Origin of the sequence: Vibrio navarrensis, assembly GCF_000764325.1 — a bacterium.
GTDB classification, from domain to species: Bacteria; Pseudomonadota; Gammaproteobacteria; order Enterobacterales; family Vibrionaceae; genus Vibrio; species Vibrio navarrensis.
Window position 1 is genome coordinate 2723340 of record NZ_JMCG01000001.1, and the last position, 24992, is coordinate 2748331.

The following is a 24992-nucleotide window of genomic DNA, read 5'->3' on the forward strand; positions in this document are numbered from 1 at the left end:
GCGAACTTTTGTTCATCGCACTTCTATTTAGTTGAAGTTTGTGGATATAGTAATGGCCATTTTAGCTAGGAGTCTAATCAATGTCAGTTGATAAAAATGAAGATAAAGGCCAGCAGGCCAATGGAGACAAGACGCAACTTATTAAAAGAAGTAACTCTAATGATGATGCCATAAACGAAAATTCAGAAAAGAAACAATCAGTAAAAAGCAAAGAAAATGTAGAGTCTCAAAAATCGGACAAAGTTATTATAAGTGATACCGTCTCGGATAAGACAGAAATAAAAAATATTTCTGTGAATATAAGTAAAGACAATACTGAATCAAGATCTCATAGCCAAAATAATCCTATGACAAACTCCACATTACCCGCGGGTCATGTTGTGAAGAGTAGATATGTCATTGAGGCGCTTATTGGCCACGGCGGACTCTGTGACGTTTATCGGGCAAAAGATAAAGTGCTGGAATCTTCCGGTGCGAGTAATCCTTATGTCGCTTTGAAAGTTTTGCAAAACGAATACGTTGATCAGCCAGAAACCGCAAGAATGTTGATACGCGAAGCGCAACATACTCAAACATTGAGCCACCCAAACATCATTCGCGTGTTCGATTTTGGCGTTGACAACCGTACCTATTTCATTGTGATGGAGTACCTTGATGGTGAAACCGTTGAACAGTTGATCCAGCGTTCACGGCCCTCCGGTCTACCATTGCAAAAAGCCAAAGTCATATTTAACCAAATTTTGGACGCTCTGATTTATGCTCATTCCGTAGACATTGTGCATGCCGATCTGAAACCTGCAAATATCATGATCGAATCAACTGGCCGAGTGAAGATTCTCGACTTCGGCGTGTCAAAAACAGAGCGAATCAAGCAAGACCAATACTCTGCCAAAAGGAAAACAGACGATCATGCGGTCGTTGGCTATACGCCAAACTACGCATCGATTAATATTCTCGCGGGTAACAAACCCAAACGTGAAGACGATCTGTTTGCATTCGCCTGCATTGCTTACGAACTAGTAAGTTGCAAACATCCTTACAATCGGACGACGGCGGATCTCGCCCTTAAGCAAGCGTTAAGCCTGACTAAACCTGCCCCTCTTCCTTGGTATGCCTGGCGACCACTTAAAGAGATCCTCTCACTTTCGACGCGTCAAAGTTCAATGTCAGCCAGTGATCTCAAACGACGATTAAACCAAACGCTCACTCCCAAACTGACAGTCGCGGCATTAATCCTCCTGACTTTCTCAATCACAGTAAGCATGTTTAGACACTACGAAAATCAGCATGCCACACTTGAGAGCGTTGCTGCTGAGCAAGCCAAGGAGATGAGCCATCTAAGAGATTTGTTGGATACACCATTTGATCAAGTGCTGCCTCTGCTCAACAGCGGTGAACTCCCACCTGTGGTACGTGCTGGTCTCTTACGCTATCATCAGAACGCGCTGCTGGGCGATTTTGAGCGGCAAATCGATGAGATCCTCAACGCAAGTAACAGCGAGTATCCCGATTATGACAAAGTTGAATCGGTACTCAAAAATGCCGCGATCTATTACCCGGATTCTCATCGGCTTGAACTATTAAACCTAGACATCAAGTCCAGCAAGCGCTCAACCTTACTTTCCATCGAAAGACAGATCAATTCTGGATTAGAGCGGGCTCAGTATGTAGCCGAAGACGGTGAAAAATCGCTAATCAACTTATATGACGACCTCAACTCGATTCATACTGGTTACCCCTTCGTCCCCTCTTCACTCGCGAGCGAAGTGTTTGGCGATCATTTAAAAAGGGCGCTTAATCAGCGTGATGCCATCGCCCTTCAGACGTTGATTACGATAGGAAATACGTTTTTTGCCTCGTTCGAAGAACATAAGCAGAGGTTAGCTGCCAGTAATAGCATGAAAGATGCGATAGAACAGATGAGTGCTTACCTCGTGGCGAGAGAAAATGGTGAAGAATTGGACTATCCGCAGGATGCCGCTCGTGTGCTGTACAAAAATGATTTTGATGGTTTGTATCTTCGCCTTGAAAAAGCCTCCACAATCAATAATCTTGATCGCTTAGTGGTCGAAATAGACAAGCTGGCGTCTGAGCTACCCGCCAACTTCAATGATATCGCTGAGCTGCGCTTTCAAACTGCCAACAAGTATTTGCAGTTTTCAGATATCCTGCTTAAAAAGCGCCAAGCCAATAATGCGCGCAGTGCGATGAAAAAAGCCAATGAACTGCTCCAGCAAATCGACCGTGGTAACCTAAAAAGCTAACTTTGCAAAACGCCATAAAACGAATGTCTTTATGGCGTTTCTGAAAATTAACAGGACAATCATGGCAATCAATATTCTGGTCACTCGTCTTACGCGCGGTGACGATTTGAAAAAATCGCTGGCTGAAATAGTCACCAAGCACTCTATTCGTGCGGGCAGTATCGCCTCGTGTGTGGGCTCACTCTCTGCGCTGAACATCCGCCTTGCGGGCGCTGAGCAAACGTTGTCACTTGAGGCACCTTTTGAACTGGTTTCTTTGATGGGGACACTAACGGCCAATCACCAGCATACGCATATTGCTGTGTCGGATACAGAGGGCCGCGTTTGGGGCGGACATCTCCTCGAGGGCTGTTTGATTGACACCACCGCTGAGCTCATCATTCATCACTATCCTGACTTAGTCTTTCAGCGAGCATTTGACGAGCAGACTGGATTTAGCGAATTGGTTGTCGATTAGAACTCTCGCCACCCACCCCACTTTGCACTTTAAAACGCAAAAGTGGGGGGGATGTGTAGTCTGCTTGGCTAGCGTAGCTGCTGGTTAAAGAAGCCAAGCGTACGCTGCCAAGCCAATTCTGCCTCTTCCTTCGCGTAGCGTGCGGTCGAATCGTTGTGAAAACCATGATTAACATTGGCGTAGATAAACGCTTGATAGTTGGCATTGATTGCTTTGAGGTCCGCCTCGTAATCTGGCCAAGTATCGTTGACTCGTTTATCCAGCTCGGCAAAGTGCAGCATCAGCGGCGCTTTGATACTCCGGCGCAGAGACTTAGCCGCGGGTGTGCCATAAAATGGAACGCCTGCATTCAATTCTTCACCCAGCACCGCCGCCAACAGATTGACTACGTAACCGCCGAAGCAAAAACCAACGGCACCCAGCTTACCGCTACTATTTGGATGTGACTTGAGATATTGAGCGGCAGCAATAAAATCTTGCTCCACTTTCTCTCTGGCGAGGCTTTTTTGCATCTCTCGCCCCTGATCATCATTGCCGGGATAGCCACCCAGCGGCGCTAATGCATCCGGAGCAAAAGCAATAAAACCCACTTTGGCCAAGCGCCGAGCGACATCTTCAATGTAAGGATTCAGTCCCCGATTTTCATGCACCACCAAAACCGTGGGAGTCGGCTGAAGGATCTTTGCTGGCGTGACCATATAGCCTCGTCCTTCCCCATGCCCTTGCGGCGATGAGAAGGAAACATAGGTCGCTTTGATATCGGGATCGTTAAACGACACTTGCTCAGCTCTGGCATAGTCGGGTAAAAGCGCCGCCGTAATAGAGCCGACACTAAAACCAAGGACTGCTAAACCAGCTAATTTGCCTAGAAACTCACGGCGATCAATTCGGCCGTGGGCATAGTCGTCATACCAATCGAACGCTTCTTGCGGAATCGCTTGGTCTACTTCCTGTTGCAGCGTATTTTTGTCCATTTGCTTGCTCTCTTTTCACTAGGTTAATTAACCATAGTTAACTCGGCGAAAATCACCAAGTGGCATATCACTTGCAAAATAACGTACCCGAAAACAGTAGTAAACTAACGCTTGCTTAAGCTGTTGACTCGCGTTGATAGAGCATCACCAATCGCTCTTCACCATCCCCAAAGTAATTACGCTCGCTATCAATGAGTTGAAAGCCTTCCGATTGATAAAGGCGCAGTGCGGGCTCGTTTTCTGGTGCCACCGTCAGCTTGATTTTTTGATATTGAATTGAGTGAGCGAGTGCGTGGCGCACCAGTTTGCGCGCAATTCCCTGCCCTTGATGGGCCGATGATACGGCGAGTGAAAGCATCCACGCTTCATCGGCAGAGTGATCCGTCGGAGCAATCAAAACATAACCAGCAAGCTGTCTGTCAACCTGCGCAACATATACGCCACCAGGCCAACAATCGAGCGCTTGGCGGATGAAAAAAAGCGGGTAACCGTGTTCGGCGAAAAGTTGCTGTTCGAGCTGTGCGATGGCGAGAATGTCTTCTCTATTTGCATTGCGGATGTGTAGATTCATGTCGGTATTTCATGGATAGAAATCAAGAGGCATAAGATAGCGCAATTATCGTGTTGTGCCAAAGTAAGCCTGATTTCAGGTGATGATTTGCCCAAAAGCAGCTCGGCACCCTAAGGTGCCGAGTTAGTCTTTACAATCTGAAACGCGATATCTCTTTGTCGAGATCGCCAGCCAAAGCGTGTAGACGTTTTGCTTGCTCAACCGCATCCAGCGCATCGACAGCCAAACGATCACTCACCTCTCGAACTGATTCGGTATTGCCATTGATGTCGGCCGTTACTAATGATTGTTCTTCTGCGGCCGAAGCGATCTGCGTTGCCATATCACTGATGGTTTGAATCGCGTCACCAATCGCCGTCAAGCTTTCACCAGTGAGGTTAACGTCATCGACACTGGTCGCCGCAAGCTCATGGCTTTGCTTCATCACTGCAACAGCGCTGCTGGTTGCGCGCTGCAAGCCTTGAATTTTTTCTTGGATTTCTTCGGTCGAGGCGTGGGTACGCTGCGACAACACGCGGACCTCATCAGCAACCACCGCAAAACCACGCCCTTGCTCCCCGGCACGAGCCGCCTCGATCGCCGCGTTGAGTGCCAACAAGTTCGTTTGCTCTGCGATAGCGCGAATCGTGGCCAAAATGGTCGAAATTTGCTGTCCGTGCGCTTCCAGTTCACCAATGATATCAACGGCGTTGGTGAGCTCTTGCGCAAGAGAATTGATCGAGCGCTGGCTCTTTCTCATCTGCTCAAAGCCATGCTGGCTCAACTCAACCGATTGGTTAGCATTTTTCGCCGTGTTATCGGCATTACCTGCAATTTCAGCTGTTGCGGAGGCCATTTCCGTCACTGCGGTAGCCACCATGGTGATCTCATCCTGCTGATGACGAATGCTTTCACTGCGCTGACTGGCTGATCGCGCCGCCTCATTTGCCCCAAGGTTGAGCGCACCAGAAACATCGCGCACGTTCTTCACCATCACATGCAATCGGTCGACAAACTTATTGAATTTCTCTGCTAACTGACCAACTTCGTCTTGGCTAGTCACTTGCAAACGAACGGTCAAATCGCCGTCGCCTTCGGCGATATCAGCCAAAGCTTCACTTACGCGACCCAACTCAACCAGCTGTTTCGCCACGAACCAAGACGTCGCCAGCGCCATCACCACAAGCACCAGCACACCGATTAACGTCTGATTAAGCAGCATGTCAGATAACGGCTCTTCCAACGTTGCCTTATCCATCTCCATCACGAGTAACCAGTCGGTGTATTCGATCGGTTGCGCCATGATCACTTTGGCAGCCCCTGCAACATCAACGTATAACGCACTATTGTTATCAGCGGCGCGAATCAGCTCCGAAATGCTCAGTTCTGGCGCTATTTCGGCCACTGGTTTAAGTAGTACGTCTTTATTCGGATGAGCAACTACATTGCCCTTGCGGTTAACAAGGATAGCGCGGCCGTTACCCGGTACCTGAATGGCTAAAACGTCTTTGATCAGTTTGTTGAGTGCCAAATTTGAAGCGGCAACGCCGATCAATTTGCCATTGTGTCGAACGGGTTCGGTTAACGTCACCACTAAAGTTTGCATGGTAACACTGACGTAAGGCGCAGTGGTGATAGCACTATTGGCGGCTTTGGCTTCTTTATACCAACCACGCTCTCTGGGATCGTAGCCCGCCTTGTTCAGTGAAGGATCATGACGAAACATCTCTCCTTGTTCATTCCCGTAATAACTCAGGCCGAACTCACCCGCGACAAGCGCTTGACGTAAATGCGGTACAATATCGAGCTGCGGGTTACGCTCGATTTCTTCTTTCAAACCTTTAACGGCGAGCTGTTTGTCATGAAACCAGTCTGCAATCCCCTTGGCATGAGCACTGAGTGTGTTGCGGCTTTCACTTTCAATCGCTTTCCAGCTGTGAGTTTTAAAAGTTTGATACCCAACAAAAAGAAGTGTCGCGGCGGTAATCGCAATCGCTAAAACGACGGAGGAAACCATTTTCCTCTTTAAACTGAATTGCATAGATGGCTCTCATTGCTTATTAGAAATTCTGTAAAGCGTAGATTATCAATCTAATTTACGAAATTCTGGCTATGCGTCTAACTTTATATTCAAGCGGTTTGTCTTTGCAGTAAGGTTGTGATCTTGCTTCAAAACAAACGGCGCCCAATAGCGCCGTTCAGAGGTGGACCGCGACATCATCGCTGTCAGGATAGTTTAAAGGTCGCCACTTTGGCACTAAGCTCAGAAGCTTGTTGTTTCAATTGATTGGACTCGCTTGAGCTGTCTTGCGAATTGATCACCAATTGATCGGCAACATCTTTGATTGAAGTGATGTTCTGGGTGATTTCGCTGGTAACGTGCGTCTGCTCTTCAGCGGCCGTCGCAATTTGTGTCGCCATATCACTGATTAAATTCACCGCCGCATTGATCTCTTCCAAGGCCAAGGTCGCTTTATCTGCATTGTTTACCGAATTGCCCGCCAGCGTTGCGCTGTTCTCCATCAAGGCCACAGCACGCTGAGTGATCTGTTGCAACGCATCAATAGTGGATTTGATCTCTTCGGTCGATGAGTGTGTGCGCTGAGACAAAACACGCACTTCATCCGCCACCACCGCAAAACCTCGGCCTTGCTCACCGGCCCGCGCGGCTTCAATTGCCGCGTTGAGTGCCAGCAAGTTCGTTTGCTCAGCAATGCCCTGAATAGTGGAAAGCACCGTCGAGATCTCCTGTGCATGACGGCTAAGGTCGCCAATCACACCACTGGCTTGCTCCAGTTCGCTCGCTAGGCTGTTGATAGACGATTTCGTGTGTAACACCAATGCGTGGCCATCGTTGGTACTGGTGGCCGAATCTTGCGCTGCTCGAGCGGTTTGCTCCGCGTGAGAGGCGATCTCTTGAGTCGCACTGGCCAGTTCCGTTACCGCCGTCGCCACCATAGTAATTTCCTGTTGCTGGTGGTGAATTTCATTTACCGCGCGATCCGCACGTGCAGTGCTGGTGTCGGCTTGGTCAGTCAACTGGTGCGACTGCTGGCGAATGTGGCCGATCAACTGCTGTAAGCTGCTGACGAAGGTATTAAAGTTATTGGCTAAACGTCCAACTTCATCAGAACTTTCCACTTCAATCCGCTGGGTGAGATCGCCGCTACCATTGGCGATTTGCTCCAGTGCCAGCGAGACGTTGTTCAGCGGGCGAAACAGCAAAGTACACAACATGTTAAACAGCGCAGTACAAACAATCACCACGATCGCAGTTAGCAATAATTGCCCCCAAAGCGCGTCAAACAAAGGCGCGACAAGGGATTGATAATTGATCACGCTGACTGTGGTCAGTTGAGTCCCGTCGATCGGCTGAGCGTAGATCACCGACTTCTCGCCATTAACATCAGCGTAAATATCTTTTCCGCTGCGAGCCGCCTGCATAATGTCATTAAAGTTCAACCCAAGCGCGCTGACAGGCTGATTCAGTAGTTTGGTATTGGCATGAGTAAAGAGCTTGCCTTGGTCATTGACGATAGCCATGTAACCCTCTCCGGGCAAAATCACCTTCTCCATGCTGGTGAGAATATCGGTGATTTCAACGTCAGCGCCCAAAACCACCTGTTGACCGTGCAGCGACAACGCTTTGCCCAGCGAAACCACATTGGCACCCGTTGCTGCTGCAACCGTCGGGTTGTCCATAAACACTTTGGCTGGGTTGGCGATGGCATTAATATACCAACCCCATTGGCGCGGATCGTTGTTGCCGGGTGGAAGGATGGCGCCATTGGCGTTGTCCTGCCCTCCATCGGGATAAGCGAGAAAGACGTTATCAAAGCCCGCAGAATGTTTGACTTGCTTAAGATGCGTCACAATGGCGTTTTTTTCAACTTCTTGCGACAACGCGGTCAAAGCCCGCTCTTTAGACACCAGCCAGTCTGTAACATATTGGTTGTAAGAGGCAGAGGTACTGGCTAAGCGTTGTTGAACTTCGGCGTCCAAACGCTCCAGAGCGTCGCTAAAAGACAACGCTTCAACCAATAGTCCCCCGATAATGATGGCAGCGCTCGCAGAAACAGCGAGTTTATTCTTCAGTGATAATTTTTTAAGCATTGTAAACCTGCTTTGCGTGTAATGAATGGACACCTTCGAGCGGTTTCTGCTTACCGCCAAACTCGCTGAAGGGGCGGCAATTATAAATTCGATGCTAAAAATAAATCATGATCTAGCTCTTAAGTCATGACATTTGTGATCTCTGCTTCGTTTGTGCGCACTGAACACAAAAAACGTTTTTGCAGGTGACCGAGTTTATTTCTAATTATGGAAATTCTATTTTATATCAAAGAACATTGTTAATAATTTCTAATTTAGCAAAACAAAATTTAGCAAACACTATAAATCAACACTGAAAATTAGAATACAATCGAAACAAACATAATTATTTTAAATCTAGAAAATGAAATAAATTAGCATTAGATTATCTATAAAAAACTAATAAAATGCCACCTTATTAATTAATTCCTTATTATTAAATAAATAAAATTCAACAAATACAATAGCTTAAATTAAAACATATAATGAACAAAAAGAGTTTCTAGATCATTATTACATCAACCAATATTTGTCAATCATAAAAATTTACAATATTTATTTTTGTGAATATCAGCCAGAATAAGAATTTATTGCCTTTTCATCAATATTCATAGCGGTTACAAATTAGTCGCTTGATGGAATAAGAACGCTTCAACATTCAAGGATGAGGATCAATACCCTTACGATTATTAACATTATTTCGTGATCGGTAGTTTAATATAATAAAACCAACTCGTAATGAGGAAACTATGCGAAAAAACAACAATAAAATAGCAGGAAGAATACTCCTTCTTTCAACAGGGCGTCCGCATGAGTGGTTAGAATTTAGTCATTGACTTAAATCCAGCGACTAAGACTTGCTCCAAGAAGCCGGGGTTCATCATGCAACGTTTCTGCTTCATTGGCACACTAATTTTGCTTGGCTCAGCTCTTAGCATGTTAAGCGCCATGTGTCTTAAACCTGCCAAATTTTCAGCCGCGTTTTGTCGGTAAATCTGACAAGCATCTTCTCGCATGCTCACATCTAAAATCCAGTGCATTGACTCTATGCCCCAGTGGGCTCGAATGGCATTTCCTGCCTGCTCCGCGGTCAGGTCTGCTGAACTTATGTAGTAGCGGTACTCCAGCTTTGGCGCTTTACCTTTGGCAACTCGGTAATTTTCAACCATGACAATACTGGCGAGTCCGCTCCACGTTGAGAAGTCACCCTCTAACTCACTAGCCTTGAGTACATGGCAAGTACGTGCTTCAACGCGGCCTTTTTATTTCTCGATTTGATAGGTGGTTTTGTCAATCGGGGCACGGCGGTGTGGGGCGAAGGCTGTCTGTATGGCTGCCGACAACTTGCCTTGATTCCCCTTTACTGCCAACAAGTAATCACCGCCCTTGCTAGTGATCGCCTTGGCAATCTTGGTCTGGCAGGCCATCGCATCAATCGTCACGATAGCTCCTCGCAAGTCGAGCATCTTAATAAGCTCTGGAATCGCGGTAATTTCATTGCTCTTATCGTCAGTTTTGAGTTGGCCCAATACCAGTTGGTTGGCACTTGCATAGGCGCTCACCATATGGATGGTGCTTTTCCTGTCGTCTCTATCGTAGGAGCCGCGCAAAGTCTTGCCATCAATGGCAACCACCTCACCAAACGTCATGGTATGTACCGCATTCATCCAACCCAGGAAGCAGTCGCGAAACTCGGCAGGATCAATATTTGCAATCAAACGAGCAAAGGTATCGTCGACAGGCACACCGTTTTCAAACAGTCCCTGTTTAAGAAACCACTCATGGTGGCCAAGAACATATTCACGAATGTCAGTCCAGCCTTGACCTCCGGCTATCACGGCACAGATAGACCCAAACAAAATATCAAACAGAGGATAATCAACTTTTGCACTTTGCCGTTTGTCACGGATGATACTGAAATGCGCTTTGATGGTATTAATATTCATGGTCGCTCCCCAAAAGAAGAGCATAAGATCACAGACCGTGCTTCAGGTCAAATTTAACCTTGCGTTGTACAAGAAATGTTCATGATCTTGCCCTGCTTCTTTCAAGCTTGTTTGCTGCACAGGCTTTCGCAGATGTCCAAATTTTGGGCAGTGAAAGTGAAATCTCTCAGGCTATCGCACAAAGCTATCGCCAACCTGTGACGCTCTACAGTGGTCATTTATCTCAGCAAGATTTGCTTTACGTCAACGCAGGCAGCGCTTCTGAAGATGAGCTCAACCTTGCTCAACAACACATCGCTAATGGTGATACGGTTGTGCTCGATCTCACTGCAATTGCTGGCGAAGAAGCGCAGTTCTCACTCAGCCAAAAGCTCACCGGACTGGGCATTTCTGCTCCAGTGGTCGTGACTGGCACCTATCAAGGGGATGCCTTAGTCAATGCGATTGTCAGCGATGTGACCGATGAAAATGGTAACTCGCTCAATAACCCTACCGCAGAACTGGAGAGTATCACTCAGTCTCTGCAACATGCACTTGACCGTTTTGGCTTCGGAGGCAACTAAGATGAAAACACAAGTTGTATTTACGTTTTCTTTACTCGCCGCGGCGATGAACGCCAGTGCACAAGAATATGTACCGATTGTCGAAAAGCCGATTTACATCACCAGCTCGAAAATCAAATGTAACCTGCATACGTCTGGCGATTTTGATAATACCCGCGATTGGTGTAATGCAGGTGCATCAATTGATGTTCGCGTTAACGTCGCACAAATGCGCTCGGTACAGTCAGCCACTGCCGCAGGCTTTACCCCAGATGCAAAAATTGTCCGCTTTACCGTTGATGCTGATAAGCCCGGCACGGGCATCCACCTTGTGAACGAGCTGCAACAAGAACATAGCTGGTTCCAAAGCTGGGCGAACCGCCGCACCTATATTGGTCCGTTTGCCAGCAGCTATGATTTGTGGGTTAAGCCGGTTTCTGGCTACACACCGAAAAAAGCACGTGATTTCCCACAAAATGAGAACAAAAACTACCAGCACCGCGACACGCATGGCTACTCGATTGGCGTGAATGGTAAAGTGGGGGCCGAGGTCAATAAAGACGGCCCCAAAGTTGGGGGGGAAGTCAGCGGTTCGTTCACTTATAACTACTCGAAAACCTTAGTGTTTGACACAAAAGACTACCGCATCAACAACCGTTCTTCGCTAAGCGATTTCGATATCTCCTTTGAACGCGAGTTCGGTGAGTGTGATGAACTGCGCCGTCAGGAGTTGGGTTGCTATTTCACCGCAGCTCACTGGGGTAGCGGCTGGGTGTTTGACAAAACCAAGTTCAATCCGATCTCCTACGCTAACTTTAAACCCAGCTATGACGTACTTTACGAGACGCCTGTCAGTGAAAGTGGCACCACAGACTTTGAGATTGGGGTAAAACTTAACTACCGTGCTCGTTTTGGTACTGTGGTACCTTCGGCGCTGTTCTCTGTTTATGGCCCTGCGGGGTACTCTTCAAACAGTACAACCGTTAAACAGCGAGTCCGTGTAGACTGGAATCATCCGTTGTTTGAAGCCGAAGCGCACGTCACCTTGCAATCTTTGAGCAATAACGATTTGTGTCTCGATGTGTATGGTAAAGATGGCGATCAAAAAGCCATCGGTGGCGAGGTCAACGGTTGGAGCTGTCACGGCAACTGGAACCAAGTTTGGGGCCTTGACAAAGAAGAGCGCTACCGCAGCCGTGTTGCGCCAGATCGCTGCCTGACTGTTGATAATGACCAACGCCTCACCGTTGAGCAGTGTGGCGCAAACCTTGCTCAGAAATGGTTCTGGGAAGGCGATAAGCTGATCAGCCGTTATGTCGATGGCAGCGACACTCGCTACGTACTAGATATCATCAGCGGCCAAACTGTCGGCGTCAGCCCTGAATCCTCAGCAACGCATGCACGCTGGAAACCCACTCTGCAACAGATCAAACTTTAAGCAGCCTAGCGCTCTCGCATTCAGTGGGAGCGCTTTACTTCTAACCAGCGAACACTCGTTTGCTCAAAAACCAATCACAAAAGTTCCAAAACGCCATTTCGTAACACGTTGAAAATGAGAGACATCATCCATATTTGCAACTTAATATCTTGTTTTATTAATATTATTAATTGAAATGTAACATTTCTCACAGAAAACTTTGTCAATCAATACGAAAATCAGACCGATTTCGAACGAAACATTTTGCTCGTTCGCACTTTAGAAGAAACCACCCGCTCTCTACTCAACATTCTTTTGTTCGGGGCCGTTTCTATACCATCGCAAAACACAAAGTAAAGAGGCTTACCATGTTTGGTATATTCAAACCCAAAGCACATATCAATCGCCTGCCCGGCGAGAAAATTGATGGTGCGTACTCCCGCCTGCGCTGGCAGTTGTTTATCGGCATTTTCGTTGGCTATGCTGGCTACTATCTGGTACGTAAGAACTTCAGTCTGGCGATGCCATATCTGATTGAACAAGGCTTTAGCCGCGGCGATCTCGGTGTCGCTCTGGCAGCGGTATCCATCGCTTACGGTTTATCTAAATTCTTAATGGGCAGTGTTTCCGACCGTTCTGATCCGCGCTACTTCCTCAGCGCAGGCTTGGTGATGTCGGCCCTAGTCATGTTCTGCTTTGGCTTTATGCCTTGGGCAACCGGCAGCATTACCGCCATGTTTATCTTGCTGTTTTTGAATGGCTGGTTCCAAGGTATGGGATGGCCTGCCTGTGGCCGAACCATGGTGCACTGGTGGTCTCGCAAAGAGCGGGGCGAAATTGTGTCAGTGTGGAACGTGGCGCACAACGTGGGTGGTGGTTTGATAGGTCCTATCTTCCTCTTCGGTTTGTGGATGTTCAATGACGACTGGCGCACCGCTTTCTACGTGCCCGCTTTCTTCGCTCTACTAGTTGCGGTATTTATTTGGATCACCATGCGCGATACGCCTCAATCTTGTGGTCTGCCACCGATTGAAGAGTACAAAAACGACTACCCAGATGATTACGACACCTCGCATGAAAAAGAGATGACGGCCAAAGAGATCTTCTTTAAGTACGTGTTTAACAACAAACTGCTTTGGTCTATCGCAATTGCGAACGCCTTCGTTTACTTGATCCGCTACGGCGTTCTCGACTGGGCTCCGGTATACCTGAGAGAAGCTAAAGAATTCACGGTTGACAAATCGTCTTGGGCTTACTTCCTCTACGAGTGGGCGGGTATTCCGGGTACCCTGCTGTGTGGCTGGATCTCAGACAAACTGTTCAAAGGCCGTCGTGCGCCAGCGGGCATTCTGTTTATGGTGTTGGTAACGCTTGCGGTACTAGTTTACTGGTTTAACCCAGCAGGCAACCCTGGTGTGGACATGGCGGCGCTGGTGGCTATCGGCTTCCTCATCTACGGCCCTGTGATGCTTATTGGTCTATACGCCCTCGAACTTGCGCCGAAAAAAGCCGCTGGTACTGCTGCAGGTCTAACGGGTCTGTTTGGCTACTTGGGTGGTGCTGTAGCGGCAAACGCGGTACTGGGTTACACCGTTGACCACTTTGGCTGGGATGGTGGCTTTATCATCTTGATCGGCTCTTGTATCACATCAATTGTCTGTTTGACTTACGCATTGCTGGGCGAACGCGCTCATCACGAAGCGAAGAACAAACAGAAAGAAGCTGTTGCTTAATTAAACGTCCTCAAGCCCGTTTTTTTACTTCCGTAAGCTAACGGGCTATTTTCTGCGCGAAAGTGTCATCATAGTTACATTTTCGAACGTCAGGATACTCCTTCGAAAATTTAGTGAAAACAAACACAAGGAAAATTCCATGAAGCTCTCTCCTCTCTATTTCGCTCTCGCCGCCTTGGCGGCTGGCAGTGTGACCGCGAAACCTTTGGTGATTGCACACCGCGGCGCTTCTGGTTATTTGCCAGAGCATACGCTGGAAGCCAAAGCGTTGGCTTACGCCATGAAACCAGATTATATCGAGCAAGATGTGGTGATGACCAAAGATGATCAGTTGGTTGTGCTGCATGACCATTATCTTGATCGCGTGACGGACGTCGCGGATAAGTTCCCAGATCGTGCCCGTGCGGATAAACGCTACTACGCCATCGACTTTACTTTAGCTGAGATCAAATCGCTGCGAGTCACCGAAGGTTTCAACATCGATGACAAAGGCAATAAGGTGGCAGGATTCCCGAACCGTTTCCCAATGTGGAAAGGCGATTTCACCGTCCCCACCCTGCAAGAAGAGATTGAACTGATCCAAGGGCTTAACAAAACGTTAGGTTACGATATCGGCATCTACCCAGAGATCAAAGCACCTTGGTTCCATCGCCATGAAGGTAAAGATATCAGTACTGCAGTATTGAAAGTGTTAAAGCAATACGGCTACACCAACCAAGAGAGCAAAGTCTACCTGCAATGTTTCGACCCGATTGAGCTTAAACGCATTAATGATGAACTGATGCCAGCAATGGGAATGGATCTGAAACTGGTGCAGCTTCTTGCCTACACCGATTGGAACGAAACCATGGTGTACCAAGGTAACACTGCAACACCCTACGATTACGACTGGTTCTTTAAGCCCGGAGCAATGAAAAAAGTGGCAACCTACGCAGAAGGGATTGGCCCTTGGAAACCGATGCTCGTGGATGACAAATCAACCAAAGACAATCTGATTGTTTTACCGCTCATGCAAGAGGCTAAACAAGCTGGGCTTGCGGTTCACCCTTACACGTTCCGCGCAGACCCTGGACGTATTGCGCCATACGCAGAAAATTTTGCTGGCATGCTGGACGTTTTCTATAACAAGGTCAAAGTAGACGGTCTATTTACCGACTTCCCAGACAAAGCGGTGCACTTTTTGTCCGAGCAAAAATAAACTCCATCCAATTTCAATCATTCCCATTTTTGGAGGCCGAATTGACGGCCTCCTCTTCCATTAGCCTTAACTAAAATCCGATTATTTCCCTTACTTTTCGCTGCAATACCGCGTAAGATCGCCCATTTTCAAGATCTACTTCTCCAGCTTTAGAATAAAAAATCTTTAATAAAATGTTAACATAACGCCTAACTTCAAAAAGGCTGCGCGCTGTTTTTGAAAGAAGCCTAGGACAATTTCTCAAGGAGATTTCATGCTTAACGCTGTCACCGCTAAAGCGGTCATTGATCATGCTCTGTTTCTTGGAGCCGACTTCGCTGAGCTGTTTGTAGAACATCATCAAACCAGTTCTGTTTCCCTAACGTCCAAAGAAGTGGACAAAATCAACTCTGGTATCGATTTTGGTATCGGTATCCGCCTGTTCTTTGGCCACAAAGTGCTTTACGGCTACACCAACAGCACAGAGGAAACAGAGCTAAAACGCGTAACCAGCTTGCTCGCAGCCAAAGATAAACGTGAACAAATCGCCCACGCTGGCGCACTCAACCTTACTCGCTACCCCATGCAGCACGGCTGCACTATGCCGCTCAAGCGCGATCCGAACTTAGAGTCCAAAATCGCCTTTTTGTGCCAAGTGGATCTCGCCGCTCGTGCCCAGAGCGAAAAAATCGTTCAGTTTATCGGTAGTGTGCTGCAACGGGAACAGCAGGTTGAAATCTTCAACTCTGAAGGGCTGCACATTGCCGACACTCGCCACTATGTTCGCGTAGCAGGTAATGCGGTTGCCCAAGATGGTAGTGAGCAAAGTACAGGGATGGACGGTCCCGGTGCGCTGGCAGGCTGGGAGTACAGTCAGCAGTTGGACGCCAAAGCGCTCGGTTGCGACATCGCCGCCCAAGCACTGGTAAAACTCAACGCCGATGCCTGCCCTTCCGGTGAGATGCCTGTGGTCATTGGCAACGGTTTTGGTGGCGTTATTTTCCACGAAGCGTGTGGTCACTTGCTTGAGACCACCTCAGTGGCAAAAAAAGCCTCGGTATTTCACGACAAAATGGGCGAGATGATCGCGCATCCGGTGGTGAACGCGGTGGACGATGGCACCATGACAAACGAATGGGGCTCTATTCACATCGACGACGAGGGTATGGAAACACAGCGTACTCAGCTGATCAAAGATGGCAAACTGACCAGTTTTATGGTTGATAAGATGGGCGGAATGAAAACGGGTTACGCGCGCACCGGTTCAGGACGTCGACAAAATTACAAGTTCGCACCAACCTCTCGCATGCGAAATACCTTCATTGAAGCAGGTAACAGCTCGCTCGAGGAGATGATTTCCAGCATCGAGAAAGGCATCTACGCCAAAAAAATGGGCGGAGGCTCCGTTCAGCCTGGCACGGGCGAATTTAACTTTGCCGTTCGTGAAGCCTACCTGATTGAAAACGGCAAGATCACTAAGCCACTGAAAACCGCAACGCTGATCAGCACCGGGCCAAAAGTGCTGAAAGAGATCAGCATGGTTGGCAAAGATATGGCGCTGGCACCGGGGATGTGTGGCTCTGTCAGCGGCTCTGTGCCAACGACCGTGGGGCAACCGTCATTAAAAGTAGACAATATTCTGGTTGGAGGGGGCAACTAATGGACCAAAAACAACACCTGCTCACGGCGATTGATCATCTGCTCACTCAAGCCAAAGCAAAGGGTGCGCAAGCCGACATCGTAGCGCAAACCAGTGATAACTTCTCGCTCAAAGCCAGTAAAGGCCAGCTGGATGAGTACAAAGTCAGCACTTCTCAAGTGATTGGTGTTCGCGTTGTGAAAAACGATCGCGTCGCCACCAGCTACTCTGAATCGCTGGCCACAGAGAGCTTAGATCTCATGCTTAATAACGCGTTAGAAAGCGCCAAGTACGCGAAAGTTGACCCTAAGCAAAAGATCAGTGTCATCGATAGCCAACTGACTGCCGACTACCCAGAACTCAATCAAGCTTGTGATGCCACTGTCGATGACAAAATTGCCCTAAGTCTGAGATTGGAACAAGGCGTGGTCAGCCGCCCGCATGCCAGCAGCTCACCCTACAACGGCTACAGTGATGTAACCAGCCAAGTACTGATTGCCAATACTCAAGGCAGTTTATGTCAGCAAACGGAACGTTACCATTCCGCTTACGCCTATACCCTGTTTGAAAAAGACGGTAAACAGTCGATGGCTGGCGCTATGAGTTTGGGTCGACGTTACATCGATCTCGATCCTGAGTATTGCATTGATGCAGGCTATGAGCAGGCGCGTGATCTGCTCGATGGTGCGCCAGTCAAAACGGGCAACTACTCCGTACTGTTCACCATTGACACCTTAAGTGAGCTGTTTGGTGCCTTTTCTGCCTGTTTCTCAGCGTCCAGTGCGATGAAAGGATTCAATCCACTGCGCGATAAAATCGGCGCGGCCATTGCCAGCCCTCTGCTAACGGTTTCCAGCCAGGCTTACGTTGAAGGGGGTTTTCGTATCCACCGTTTTGATAGCGAAGGCACTGCGGCGCAAGATCTGGTCATTGTTGGCGCAGGCGAACTCCATTCTTTGCTGCACAACAGTTACACCGCCGCCTACTTTGGCGTCGCTAATACAGGCCATGCCTCTCGTGGACCGAAAGACAGCTTAGACGTTTCGGCTCATCACACGGTGATTGGCTCGGGCAACAGCAGCTTTGCAGAAGTGACTGCGGGCGAATACTTAGAACTGGTCGACTTACAAGGCGCTCATTCTGGCGCAGATTTTATCAGTGGCGACTTTTCCTTTGGCGCGAGCGGATTTCTGTGTCGCGATGGCAAACGAGTCCAACCAGTGCGCGGCATTACTGTGGCGGGGAATTTCTATCAAATGCTGAAAGAGATCGAGGCCGTTGGTTCCTTGGTCGAAGCCAACGATTCATACAGCTTCTACTCGCCAAAGATTCGCTTTGCTCGTTTAAGCATTGGTGGGAAATAAAATCATTGCTTGGAGGGCGAATGCCCTCCTTTTTTCCTTCATACACCGCTCTCCCTTGTGCGCCTAGCCAAATCGGCCCTTTTCTTTGACAACTTTCGTGACAGTGTTGTTGAAATCATCAACATTGCTTTGGTCATTCTCACAACTTTTTGTACAATGCGCCGCAAACAGTGTGCCATTCGCCACTACAATCAAACGAGTGATAAGCAAGGTTCGGCGGCATCGCCCACCGCTGTGCACACTTTCAGGAACTTACATGTTGTCGTCACTGAGATCGTTTTTCGCCAAGGATATTACGCAGAACAGTCGTTTTCTGCTTTGCCAAATCTTGGTGTTTGTTGCTATTCAGTGCAGTTTCTTTTTATCCAATTTTTATGTGATGCAAGCTGATCGGGTCCATGTGCTCTCCTTCACCGCCGCCTTAATCATGGCGATTTTCCTCAAATATTCATGGCGCGTGATTCCCGGTGTGGTCTCCGGATTGCTGTTTTACTACAGCTATTTTTCTCATCGAGCGTTCGTGATTGCATTACTTTTCTCAACTGCTTTGCCTGCAATTCCGCTGCTGTTTTCCACCATTTATCAGCGAATTATCCAAAGTTTTGATGCACATAACTTTCCGTTAAGACTGGTCTATTACATTCTTGTGTTAGGGCTCGCTTACCCCATCGCCAATAGTCTGCTTTTGATCAGCATCAGTGACTATTTTGGCGCGGCAGCGCAGTTTGATATTCAGTTTCTATTTTATTCCGTGCTCAGCGGCGCATTGACACAGTTGGTATTAACGCCCTTGTTTACGCTGGTGATCCATTATCTCGCCGAGGGAAGTAAGGCGCCTTACATCCAACTCGATAAAGCGATGCATGAAGACAGCCTCACCAGCTATCACTACCGCTTGTGGTTCACCATCTGCGTTCTGGTCTGTGTCTTCATCCTGTTTGGTGAAAGCTCGCTCTATCGCGACACCATGTCGCTGCTGTTGATCTGCCTGGTGGGTGTCGGCATTGGCAAGTATGGCCTTGTTCGGCCAGTGCTGTTTGCAACTTTTGTCTTGCTACTGACGATCGAAGACGGCGTGAGTCGCCTCAATCAAGGCATCCTCTCTGAACGTCACTTCTACGGTATTTTGCTGGTTTTGTTTGTCATGACCGCATTGATGTTTATGCTTGGTGCGCACTCGATCAAAAACTACCTCACCACCCGCGAAGCGATCGTGCGCGAGCGGATAGACCCTTATACTGGGCTGTTTAATCTCGCGCAGATGCGTGAAGATATCGAACAAAGTGGCCACGTGGTGCTCATTTTTATCAATCTAACCCCGACCGTTTCCAAGCTGAGCAGTTTGGGGCATCGAGGCCGTGCGCAACTGATCAAACAACTGAGCCACTACCTCAACGAGAAAACGCAGTACATTAAACGCTGCTACCTGCCACCTTTTTCTGAAGGCTTGGTTTGCTACGTGCCACGTCTACCTTATCTCAACTCCGAGCTAAAGAGCCTGATCCGTCTGCTTGAGCAGTTCCATTTTTACTTTCAAGACACCTCGATTAGCCTAGTCAAACGGACGATTCATTGCACTGACCTAAAGTACGATCAGGATCTGGAAAGCTTGGTCTCATCACTGTGTGAACAGTACAGTGATGCGCAAACGGACATCAAATGGCTTAACCAGCACACCACACCATATTCCGAATTAGAAAAGCTCAACTTCATTCAAAATTGTTTTAAAAATAATCAGTTTGAACTTTATTGCCAACCCTATCGCAACCTACACGGACGCTTAAAAGAAGAGTACTTCGAGGTACTACTACGGCTTAAAGTTGACGGTCAGGCGATGATGTCGCCAGCGGAGTTTTTCCCGCTCATCAACGAGTTTGGTTTGGAAGTGGAACTCGACAAATGGGTTGTCAGCCACACTTTTATCAGCCTGAGTCGATTTGTCGATAACTGGCAGAGTATCGGCCGCTGCTCAATTAATCTCACCGCCAAAGCGCTCAGTGATGATAGCTTAGTCAAGGAGGTCGTTTCCTTAGCTCAGCAATACGGTGTGCCGCTGGACAAAATCTGCTTTGAGATCACCGAATCGGATGCATTACGCGATGAAGCACAAGCGATTCTTGCCATTGAGCAGTTGCGTAAAATCGGTTGCACTATTGCACTGGATGACTTTGGCACCGGTTACGCCAGCTTTGATTATTTGCGCCGTTTGCCTTTGGACATCATCAAGATTGACGGTTCGTTTGTACAAGAAATTACCCACAGTGATAGGGACAAAACCATCGTCCAAGCGATCAGTCAGGTCGCCAAAACCATGAACTTGACCACGGTCGCTGAGTTTGTCGAATCTGAGCAACACGCCGACATTTTGTGTGATTTAGGGATCGACTACGCGCAAGGTTTTGGCATTGCCAAACCGCTGCCACTGCTGAGCCATTTAAAACGTTGTCAAACAGGCAGAACCATCTAAAGCAACCCATTTTCCCGCCCAACCGCTCAAATGTGTTGGCTTTTTCGTCACTTTGAATACAACACCAACATCCAAAAAATAACAAATATTTGCAATATTAAACCAGTTAATATCACACATTCAGTTATTATCTCTATTTTGCCGAAAAAATAGCAAGCAGATAATTTACATAATCTGCCGATCTGCAGCAGATATCGCTAGCTTGGCCATGTGATATATCAAACTAAAATGTATAACATTCGCAAAATTATTATTTTCACAAAGGCAGTATCAAAGTGGAAGAATCTCGAGAAACGTTAAATTTTAGTGATCAGGCACAAACTGGCACTTGGTCTAAACACGATACCCATTGGGTACTGAGCCTATTCGGCACCGCGGTAGGGGCGGGCATTTTGTTTCTGCCAATCAACTTAGGTATGGGCGGTTTCTGGCCACTGATGCTGATGGCACTGGTCGCATTTCCTATGACCTTTCTTGGCCACCGAGGATTAGCACGCTTTGTCCTTTCTTCTCAACAGCGCAACGCGGACTTCACCGACGTGGTGGAAGAACACTTTGGCAGCCAAGCCGGCCGTTTGATTTCACTGCTCTACTTTTTGTCTATTTTCCCTATCCTGCTCATCTATGGCGTTGGCATTACCAACACGGTCGATAGTTTTATGGTCAACCAAGCGGGCATGGCTTCATTGCCACGCGTGCTACTCTCCGGCGTATTGGTAGCGAGCTTAATCGCCATCATGCTCGGCGGAGAAAAGCTGATGCTCAAAGCCTTTGCGGTAATGGTTTATCCGCTGGCCGCCATTCTGGCATTTTTGTCTTTCTATTTGATCCCAGATTGGCAGTTGCCATTATTGACGATACCGAGTGGCGTTGATTTCATGCAAACTGTATGGCTTGCCGTACCCGTTGTAGTGTTCTCTTTTAGCCACGCTGCGGCGATTTCCAGCTTCGCTAATGTGCAGCGTCGCCATTACGCAGAGCACGCTGAGAAAAAATCTGAACAGATCCTAAAGCGCACCAGCGTGATGCTGATTGCTTTTGTACTGCTGTTTGTCTTCTCTTGTGCGCTGGCACTTTCTCCAGAACAGCTCGCCGAAGCGAAAGCGCAAAATGTCTCGGTACTTTCTTACCTAGCCAACGCCACCAACAACCCATTTATCGCCACGTTTGGCCCTCTGGTTGCCTTCATCGCCATTACGTCCTCGTTTTTGGGGCATTTCTTAGGCGCGCGGGAAAGTCTCAATGGCCTTATTACCAAACATGCGCGCATCAGTAACAACGGCGCTGACAAAATCACCATCGTGCTGCTATTTGTTTCCATTTGGATTGCGGCTGTCATCAACCCAAGTATCCTCGGCATGATGGAAACCCTATCAGGGCCAGTGATCGCCATGATCCTCTTTATCATGCCTGTGTACGCGATTTACAAAATCGACGCCCTGCGTCAATACCGCCATAAACTCAGTACTTGGTTTACTCTGCTTAGTGGCTTGCTGGCTGTATCCGCACTTTTGTTCTCGATGGTGTAAGCAAAAACACAAAGGGCTCCACAAGGAGCCCTCAACATGCTTTAACTAAAATTGCCGACTTAAATCAGGCTCATGACGCTGACAACAATAATCAGAGACAAGAGACAAGTACGGCCGATTACGCCAAAGTGTGTAGGTTGAATCATTTCATGATGCATATCCAATCTCCTCTTTATTATTGTTTTCGACATCATGTTGACAATATGATTAATTCCTCACCAATTCTCAATCCATAACAAGATTAAATTTTTATGACAAAGAGTCATATTTGCGATGGATTTCTCATAATTTTTTATATCTAACTGATTTTTAATATAAATTAATATCAAAATCTCTCTGCATTGAAGAGAAGAACTAACTAACCTGAGGATCGTTTTGAGTTTTTATTCAAAACCCAAGATCAAAAAAAGCCTCCCGGAGACAAAGGGGGGCTTTATTTTTACCCTAGTGTGATCAAAAAGCGGCTCGGTTAAGCCCGCGATGAAAACGCTATTTTGCGCTTAATGCTTGGCTTTCAAACGCCACTTCCTTCCAACCAAAACGCATAAAGTTGCGGATATTCTGATGATCGAGATTATCCGGATACTGCAGCACATCTTCACGATAGAAACGGCCAAAACAGGCTAAGGTTTGTGGCACACTAAGACCATGTAGCTGAGCAAATGAGAAGATCTTACAAGATCCATTATTCTGCCCAACGTGGTTCTCGCACTCACCGTTACGAAATGCGCTTGGAGTAAAGTGGTAGTTGGCGTCGATTACCTCAATCACGTGATCAAACTCAACGCTATTCGGGGCTGATTGCAGTTTTTCGAGCAATGCATTTAGTGTCATCTGATTTCCTTTTACTGAAACAATAGTTTCATCTATCTCCTGTTTAACTGTCACAGAAACTAAATAGATTCTTGCGCTTAATCAAGTCATTTATCAAAAGGAGTTTTCTATGACACGTGTTTCGCCCTTGGCCGCTCTAACGGCGCTGACTCTGCTCTCTGGCTGTGCTCAACAGCAGAAAATGGCCGACTCAAGTGAATTGGCATCGGCTTGCCAAGTCGCGACCAGCATACCGAGCACTGAGATGCCATTAAGCGGTTTAACTTACCTCGGGCGTTACATTGCCGATGCGCCTTTTGCTTCAAGCGCGGCAGAGATCGTCAGTTACGATAGTTGCAGCGACAAGCTGTACGTGGTCAACGCCAAAGCAGGTTTAGTCGATGTATTAGCGCTTGATGAGGATAATCAGCCTTTCTTGGTTGGTCATATTGAGTTAAGCAGTGCAGGGAAATCCGCTGGCATTGAGGTTGGTGCAGCCAATAGTGTTGCTACCCATAACGGTTTGGTGGCGGTGGCGGTAGAAAATGCCAACAAACAGGCCAACGGTATTATTGCTCTGTATCGCTCGTCCGATTTGGCCCTCATCACTACTTATCCTGCTGGCGCGCTACCCGACATGGTGAGCTTTTCCAAAGATGGCCGCTATATTGCCAGTGCGAACGAAGGCGAACCTAGTGGTGACTACCAAGTCGACCCTGAGGGCAGCATCACCTTGGTCGACCTTGCTAACGGGCCAATGCAAGCTAAAGTACAGCAAATTGATTTCAAAGCATTTAATGATCTGCGACGTGACGAGCTTGCAGGTGTGCGAATCTCTGGCCGCAACGCGACCCCTGCCCAAGACTTAGAACCGGAATACTTAACGTTCGCCGATAACGGCAAACTGTACGTCTCCCTGCAAGAGAACAACGCTCTCGCGATCATCGACGTCGCTTCTGCACATATCGAGAAAATTGCCCCTTTGGGAGAGAAATCTTGGGCCAATGCGCAACTAGACGCGTCAAATAAGGATAAAAAGATCGGTAATTTCCGCGCTTATCCTCAGTTAAGCGGTTTGTATATGCCAGACAGCATCACCAGTTATCAAGCCGAAGGCAAAACGTACATTCTTTCCGCTAACGAAGGCGATGGTCGCGAATACGGTATTGAGACAACACAAAGCCGTTGTGACGAGCTGGGTTTCTCTTGGCAAGAAGAGGATTATCGCTCTACAGATGGCTACAGCAACAAATTGGGCTTTTGTGTTAGCCACAGTGATGAAGTGCGTGGCAAGAAACTGAAAGTCGATGAAAAACACCCGTTGGCGGCGGCACTGAAAGGCAACAAACAATTGGCTCGTTTGAAATTCATCAAACCAGATGGAAAAGTCACCGCCAGCGATACACTACTCACTTATGGCGCACGCTCCTTTTCCATTTGGGATGAACAAGGCGAGTTAGTCTTTGACAGTGGTGACCAGTTCGGTCAAATCGCCTCGATGATGGAAGGGGAAAACTTCAACAGCAGTAACGACAGCAATCGTAGTGCCGATGATCGCAGTGATGACAAAGGCATTGAGCCTGAGGCGGTCGAAGTAGCCACAGTCAATGGCCGTACCTACGCGTTCATCGGTTTAGAGCGCCAAGGGGGTATCATGGTTTATGATGTCAGCCAGCCACGTGATGCGATGTTTATCACTTACATCAACCATCGCGATTACTCACAACCAGTGTGTAGCCAAACCAACAAAGACGGTGAATGCACCAACGACCAGTACAACCCTTTGGCCGGTGATTTGGGGCCAGAATCCATTCGTTACTTCCAACGTCAGGGAGAACATCTTCTGGCAGTTGGCAATGAAGTCAGCGGTACCACCTCTGTGTATCGCCTAGATTTTTAAACGTGGAATCGAAAACATCTTTTTAGCTCTTTATAGCAAAGCTGGCTCTCACCGCGAGAGTCAGCATTTTTCAAATTCGCTATTGAAACAGGGAAAAAGAAGGCTCGACAGAACAAGCATGAGTTTTC

At 47.7% G+C, this 24992-nt stretch carries 16 protein-coding genes and 1 pseudogene; 11 read left to right on the plus strand and 6 right to left on the minus strand.

Annotation, left to right across the window (positions count from 1 at the left end):
• Nucleotides 1-80: 80 nt before the first annotated feature.
• Both EA26_RS12060 and EA26_RS12065 read left to right on the plus strand, forming a co-directional pair.
• Complete coding sequence (locus EA26_RS12060; RefSeq protein ID WP_039427757.1) at nucleotides 81-2264, plus strand: serine/threonine-protein kinase; 2184 nt, start codon at nucleotides 81-83, stop codon at nucleotides 2262-2264.
• 61 nt (nucleotides 2265-2325) lie between these two features.
• Nucleotides 2326-2721, plus strand: a complete 396-nt coding sequence (locus tag EA26_RS12065; RefSeq protein WP_039429085.1) for a PPC domain-containing DNA-binding protein — start codon at nucleotides 2326-2328, stop codon at nucleotides 2719-2721.
• A 68-nt stretch (nucleotides 2722-2789) separates the two neighbouring features.
• Here EA26_RS12065 and EA26_RS12070 read toward each other — a convergent pair whose 3' ends face one another.
• The 5 genes and pseudogenes from EA26_RS12070 to EA26_RS12090 form a co-directional block, all read right to left on the minus strand.
• Nucleotides 2790-3695 (minus strand): dienelactone hydrolase family protein, encoded by a 906-nt coding sequence (locus EA26_RS12070; protein WP_039427759.1) that lies wholly within the window; start codon nucleotides 3693-3695, stop codon nucleotides 2790-2792.
• A gap of 115 nt (nucleotides 3696-3810) precedes the next feature.
• Nucleotides 3811-4266, minus strand: coding sequence for a GNAT family N-acetyltransferase (locus EA26_RS12075; RefSeq protein ID WP_039427762.1), 456 nt, complete (start codon nucleotides 4264-4266; stop codon nucleotides 3811-3813).
• 130 nt (nucleotides 4267-4396) lie between these two features.
• Nucleotides 4397-6286: a methyl-accepting chemotaxis protein gene (locus EA26_RS12080; protein WP_039427764.1), complete on the minus strand. Its 1890-nt coding sequence runs from the start codon at nucleotides 6284-6286 to the stop codon at nucleotides 4397-4399.
• Between the two features lie 185 nt (nucleotides 6287-6471).
• Nucleotides 6472-8358 carry a methyl-accepting chemotaxis protein gene (locus tag EA26_RS12085; RefSeq protein ID WP_039427766.1) on the minus strand — a complete coding sequence of 629 codons (1887 nt, stop codon included), beginning with the start codon at nucleotides 8356-8358 and terminating at the stop codon, nucleotides 6472-6474.
• A 797-nt stretch (nucleotides 8359-9155) separates the two neighbouring features.
• Nucleotides 9156-10283 (minus strand): annotated as a pseudogene (locus tag EA26_RS12090) (ISAs1 family transposase).
• Between the two features lie 59 nt (nucleotides 10284-10342).
• Between EA26_RS12090 and EA26_RS12095 the strand changes: the two are divergent.
• The 8 genes from EA26_RS12095 to EA26_RS12130 all read left to right on the plus strand — a co-directional run bounded on the left by EA26_RS12095 (nucleotide 10343) and on the right by EA26_RS12130 (nucleotide 22151).
• Entirely contained in the window at nucleotides 10343-10846 is a 504-nt protein-coding gene (locus EA26_RS12095) for a hypothetical protein (RefSeq protein ID WP_039427769.1), read from the plus strand.
• Between the two features lies 1 nt (nucleotide 10847).
• Nucleotides 10848-12263: a leukocidin family pore-forming toxin gene (locus EA26_RS12100; protein ID WP_039427771.1), complete on the plus strand. Its 1416-nt coding sequence runs from the start codon at nucleotides 10848-10850 to the stop codon at nucleotides 12261-12263.
• Nucleotides 12264-12610: 347 nt separating this feature from the next.
• A complete protein-coding gene (gene glpT / locus EA26_RS12105) occupies nucleotides 12611-13975 on the plus strand; it encodes a glycerol-3-phosphate transporter (RefSeq protein ID WP_039427773.1) in 1365 nt (454 codons plus the stop codon).
• Nucleotides 13976-14114: 139 nt separating this feature from the next.
• Nucleotides 14115-15173 carry a glycerophosphodiester phosphodiesterase gene (glpQ, locus tag EA26_RS12110; protein WP_039427774.1) on the plus strand — a complete coding sequence of 353 codons (1059 nt, stop codon included), beginning with the start codon at nucleotides 14115-14117 and terminating at the stop codon, nucleotides 15171-15173.
• Between the two features lie 253 nt (nucleotides 15174-15426).
• Nucleotides 15427-16812 (plus strand): TldD/PmbA family protein, encoded by a 1386-nt coding sequence (locus EA26_RS12115; protein ID WP_039427777.1) that lies wholly within the window; start codon nucleotides 15427-15429, stop codon nucleotides 16810-16812.
• Nucleotides 16812-18155 carry a TldD/PmbA family protein gene (locus EA26_RS12120; RefSeq protein ID WP_039427778.1) on the plus strand — a complete coding sequence of 448 codons (1344 nt, stop codon included), beginning with the start codon at nucleotides 16812-16814 and terminating at the stop codon, nucleotides 18153-18155. Before EA26_RS12115 ends, EA26_RS12120 begins: the two co-directional genes overlap by 1 nt.
• Nucleotides 18156-18411: 256 nt before the next feature.
• Nucleotides 18412-20622 carry an EAL domain-containing protein gene (locus EA26_RS12125; protein WP_052079739.1) on the plus strand — a complete coding sequence of 737 codons (2211 nt, stop codon included), beginning with the start codon at nucleotides 18412-18414 and terminating at the stop codon, nucleotides 20620-20622.
• A gap of 275 nt (nucleotides 20623-20897) precedes the next feature.
• Nucleotides 20898-22151, plus strand: a complete 1254-nt coding sequence (locus EA26_RS12130) for an aromatic amino acid transport family protein (RefSeq protein ID WP_039427780.1) — start codon at nucleotides 20898-20900, stop codon at nucleotides 22149-22151.
• 489 nt (nucleotides 22152-22640) lie between these two features.
• On the opposite strand, the gene EA26_RS12135 is transcribed toward EA26_RS12130, so the two are convergent.
• Entirely contained in the window at nucleotides 22641-22985 is a 345-nt protein-coding gene (locus EA26_RS12135; protein ID WP_039427782.1) for a HopJ type III effector protein, read from the minus strand.
• Nucleotides 22986-23094: 109 nt separating this feature from the next.
• Between EA26_RS12135 and EA26_RS12140 the strand changes: the two genes are divergently transcribed.
• Nucleotides 23095-24864 carry a choice-of-anchor I family protein gene (locus EA26_RS12140; RefSeq protein WP_052079741.1) on the plus strand — a complete coding sequence of 590 codons (1770 nt, stop codon included), beginning with the start codon at nucleotides 23095-23097 and terminating at the stop codon, nucleotides 24862-24864.
• Nucleotides 24865-24992 lie beyond the last annotated feature (128 nt).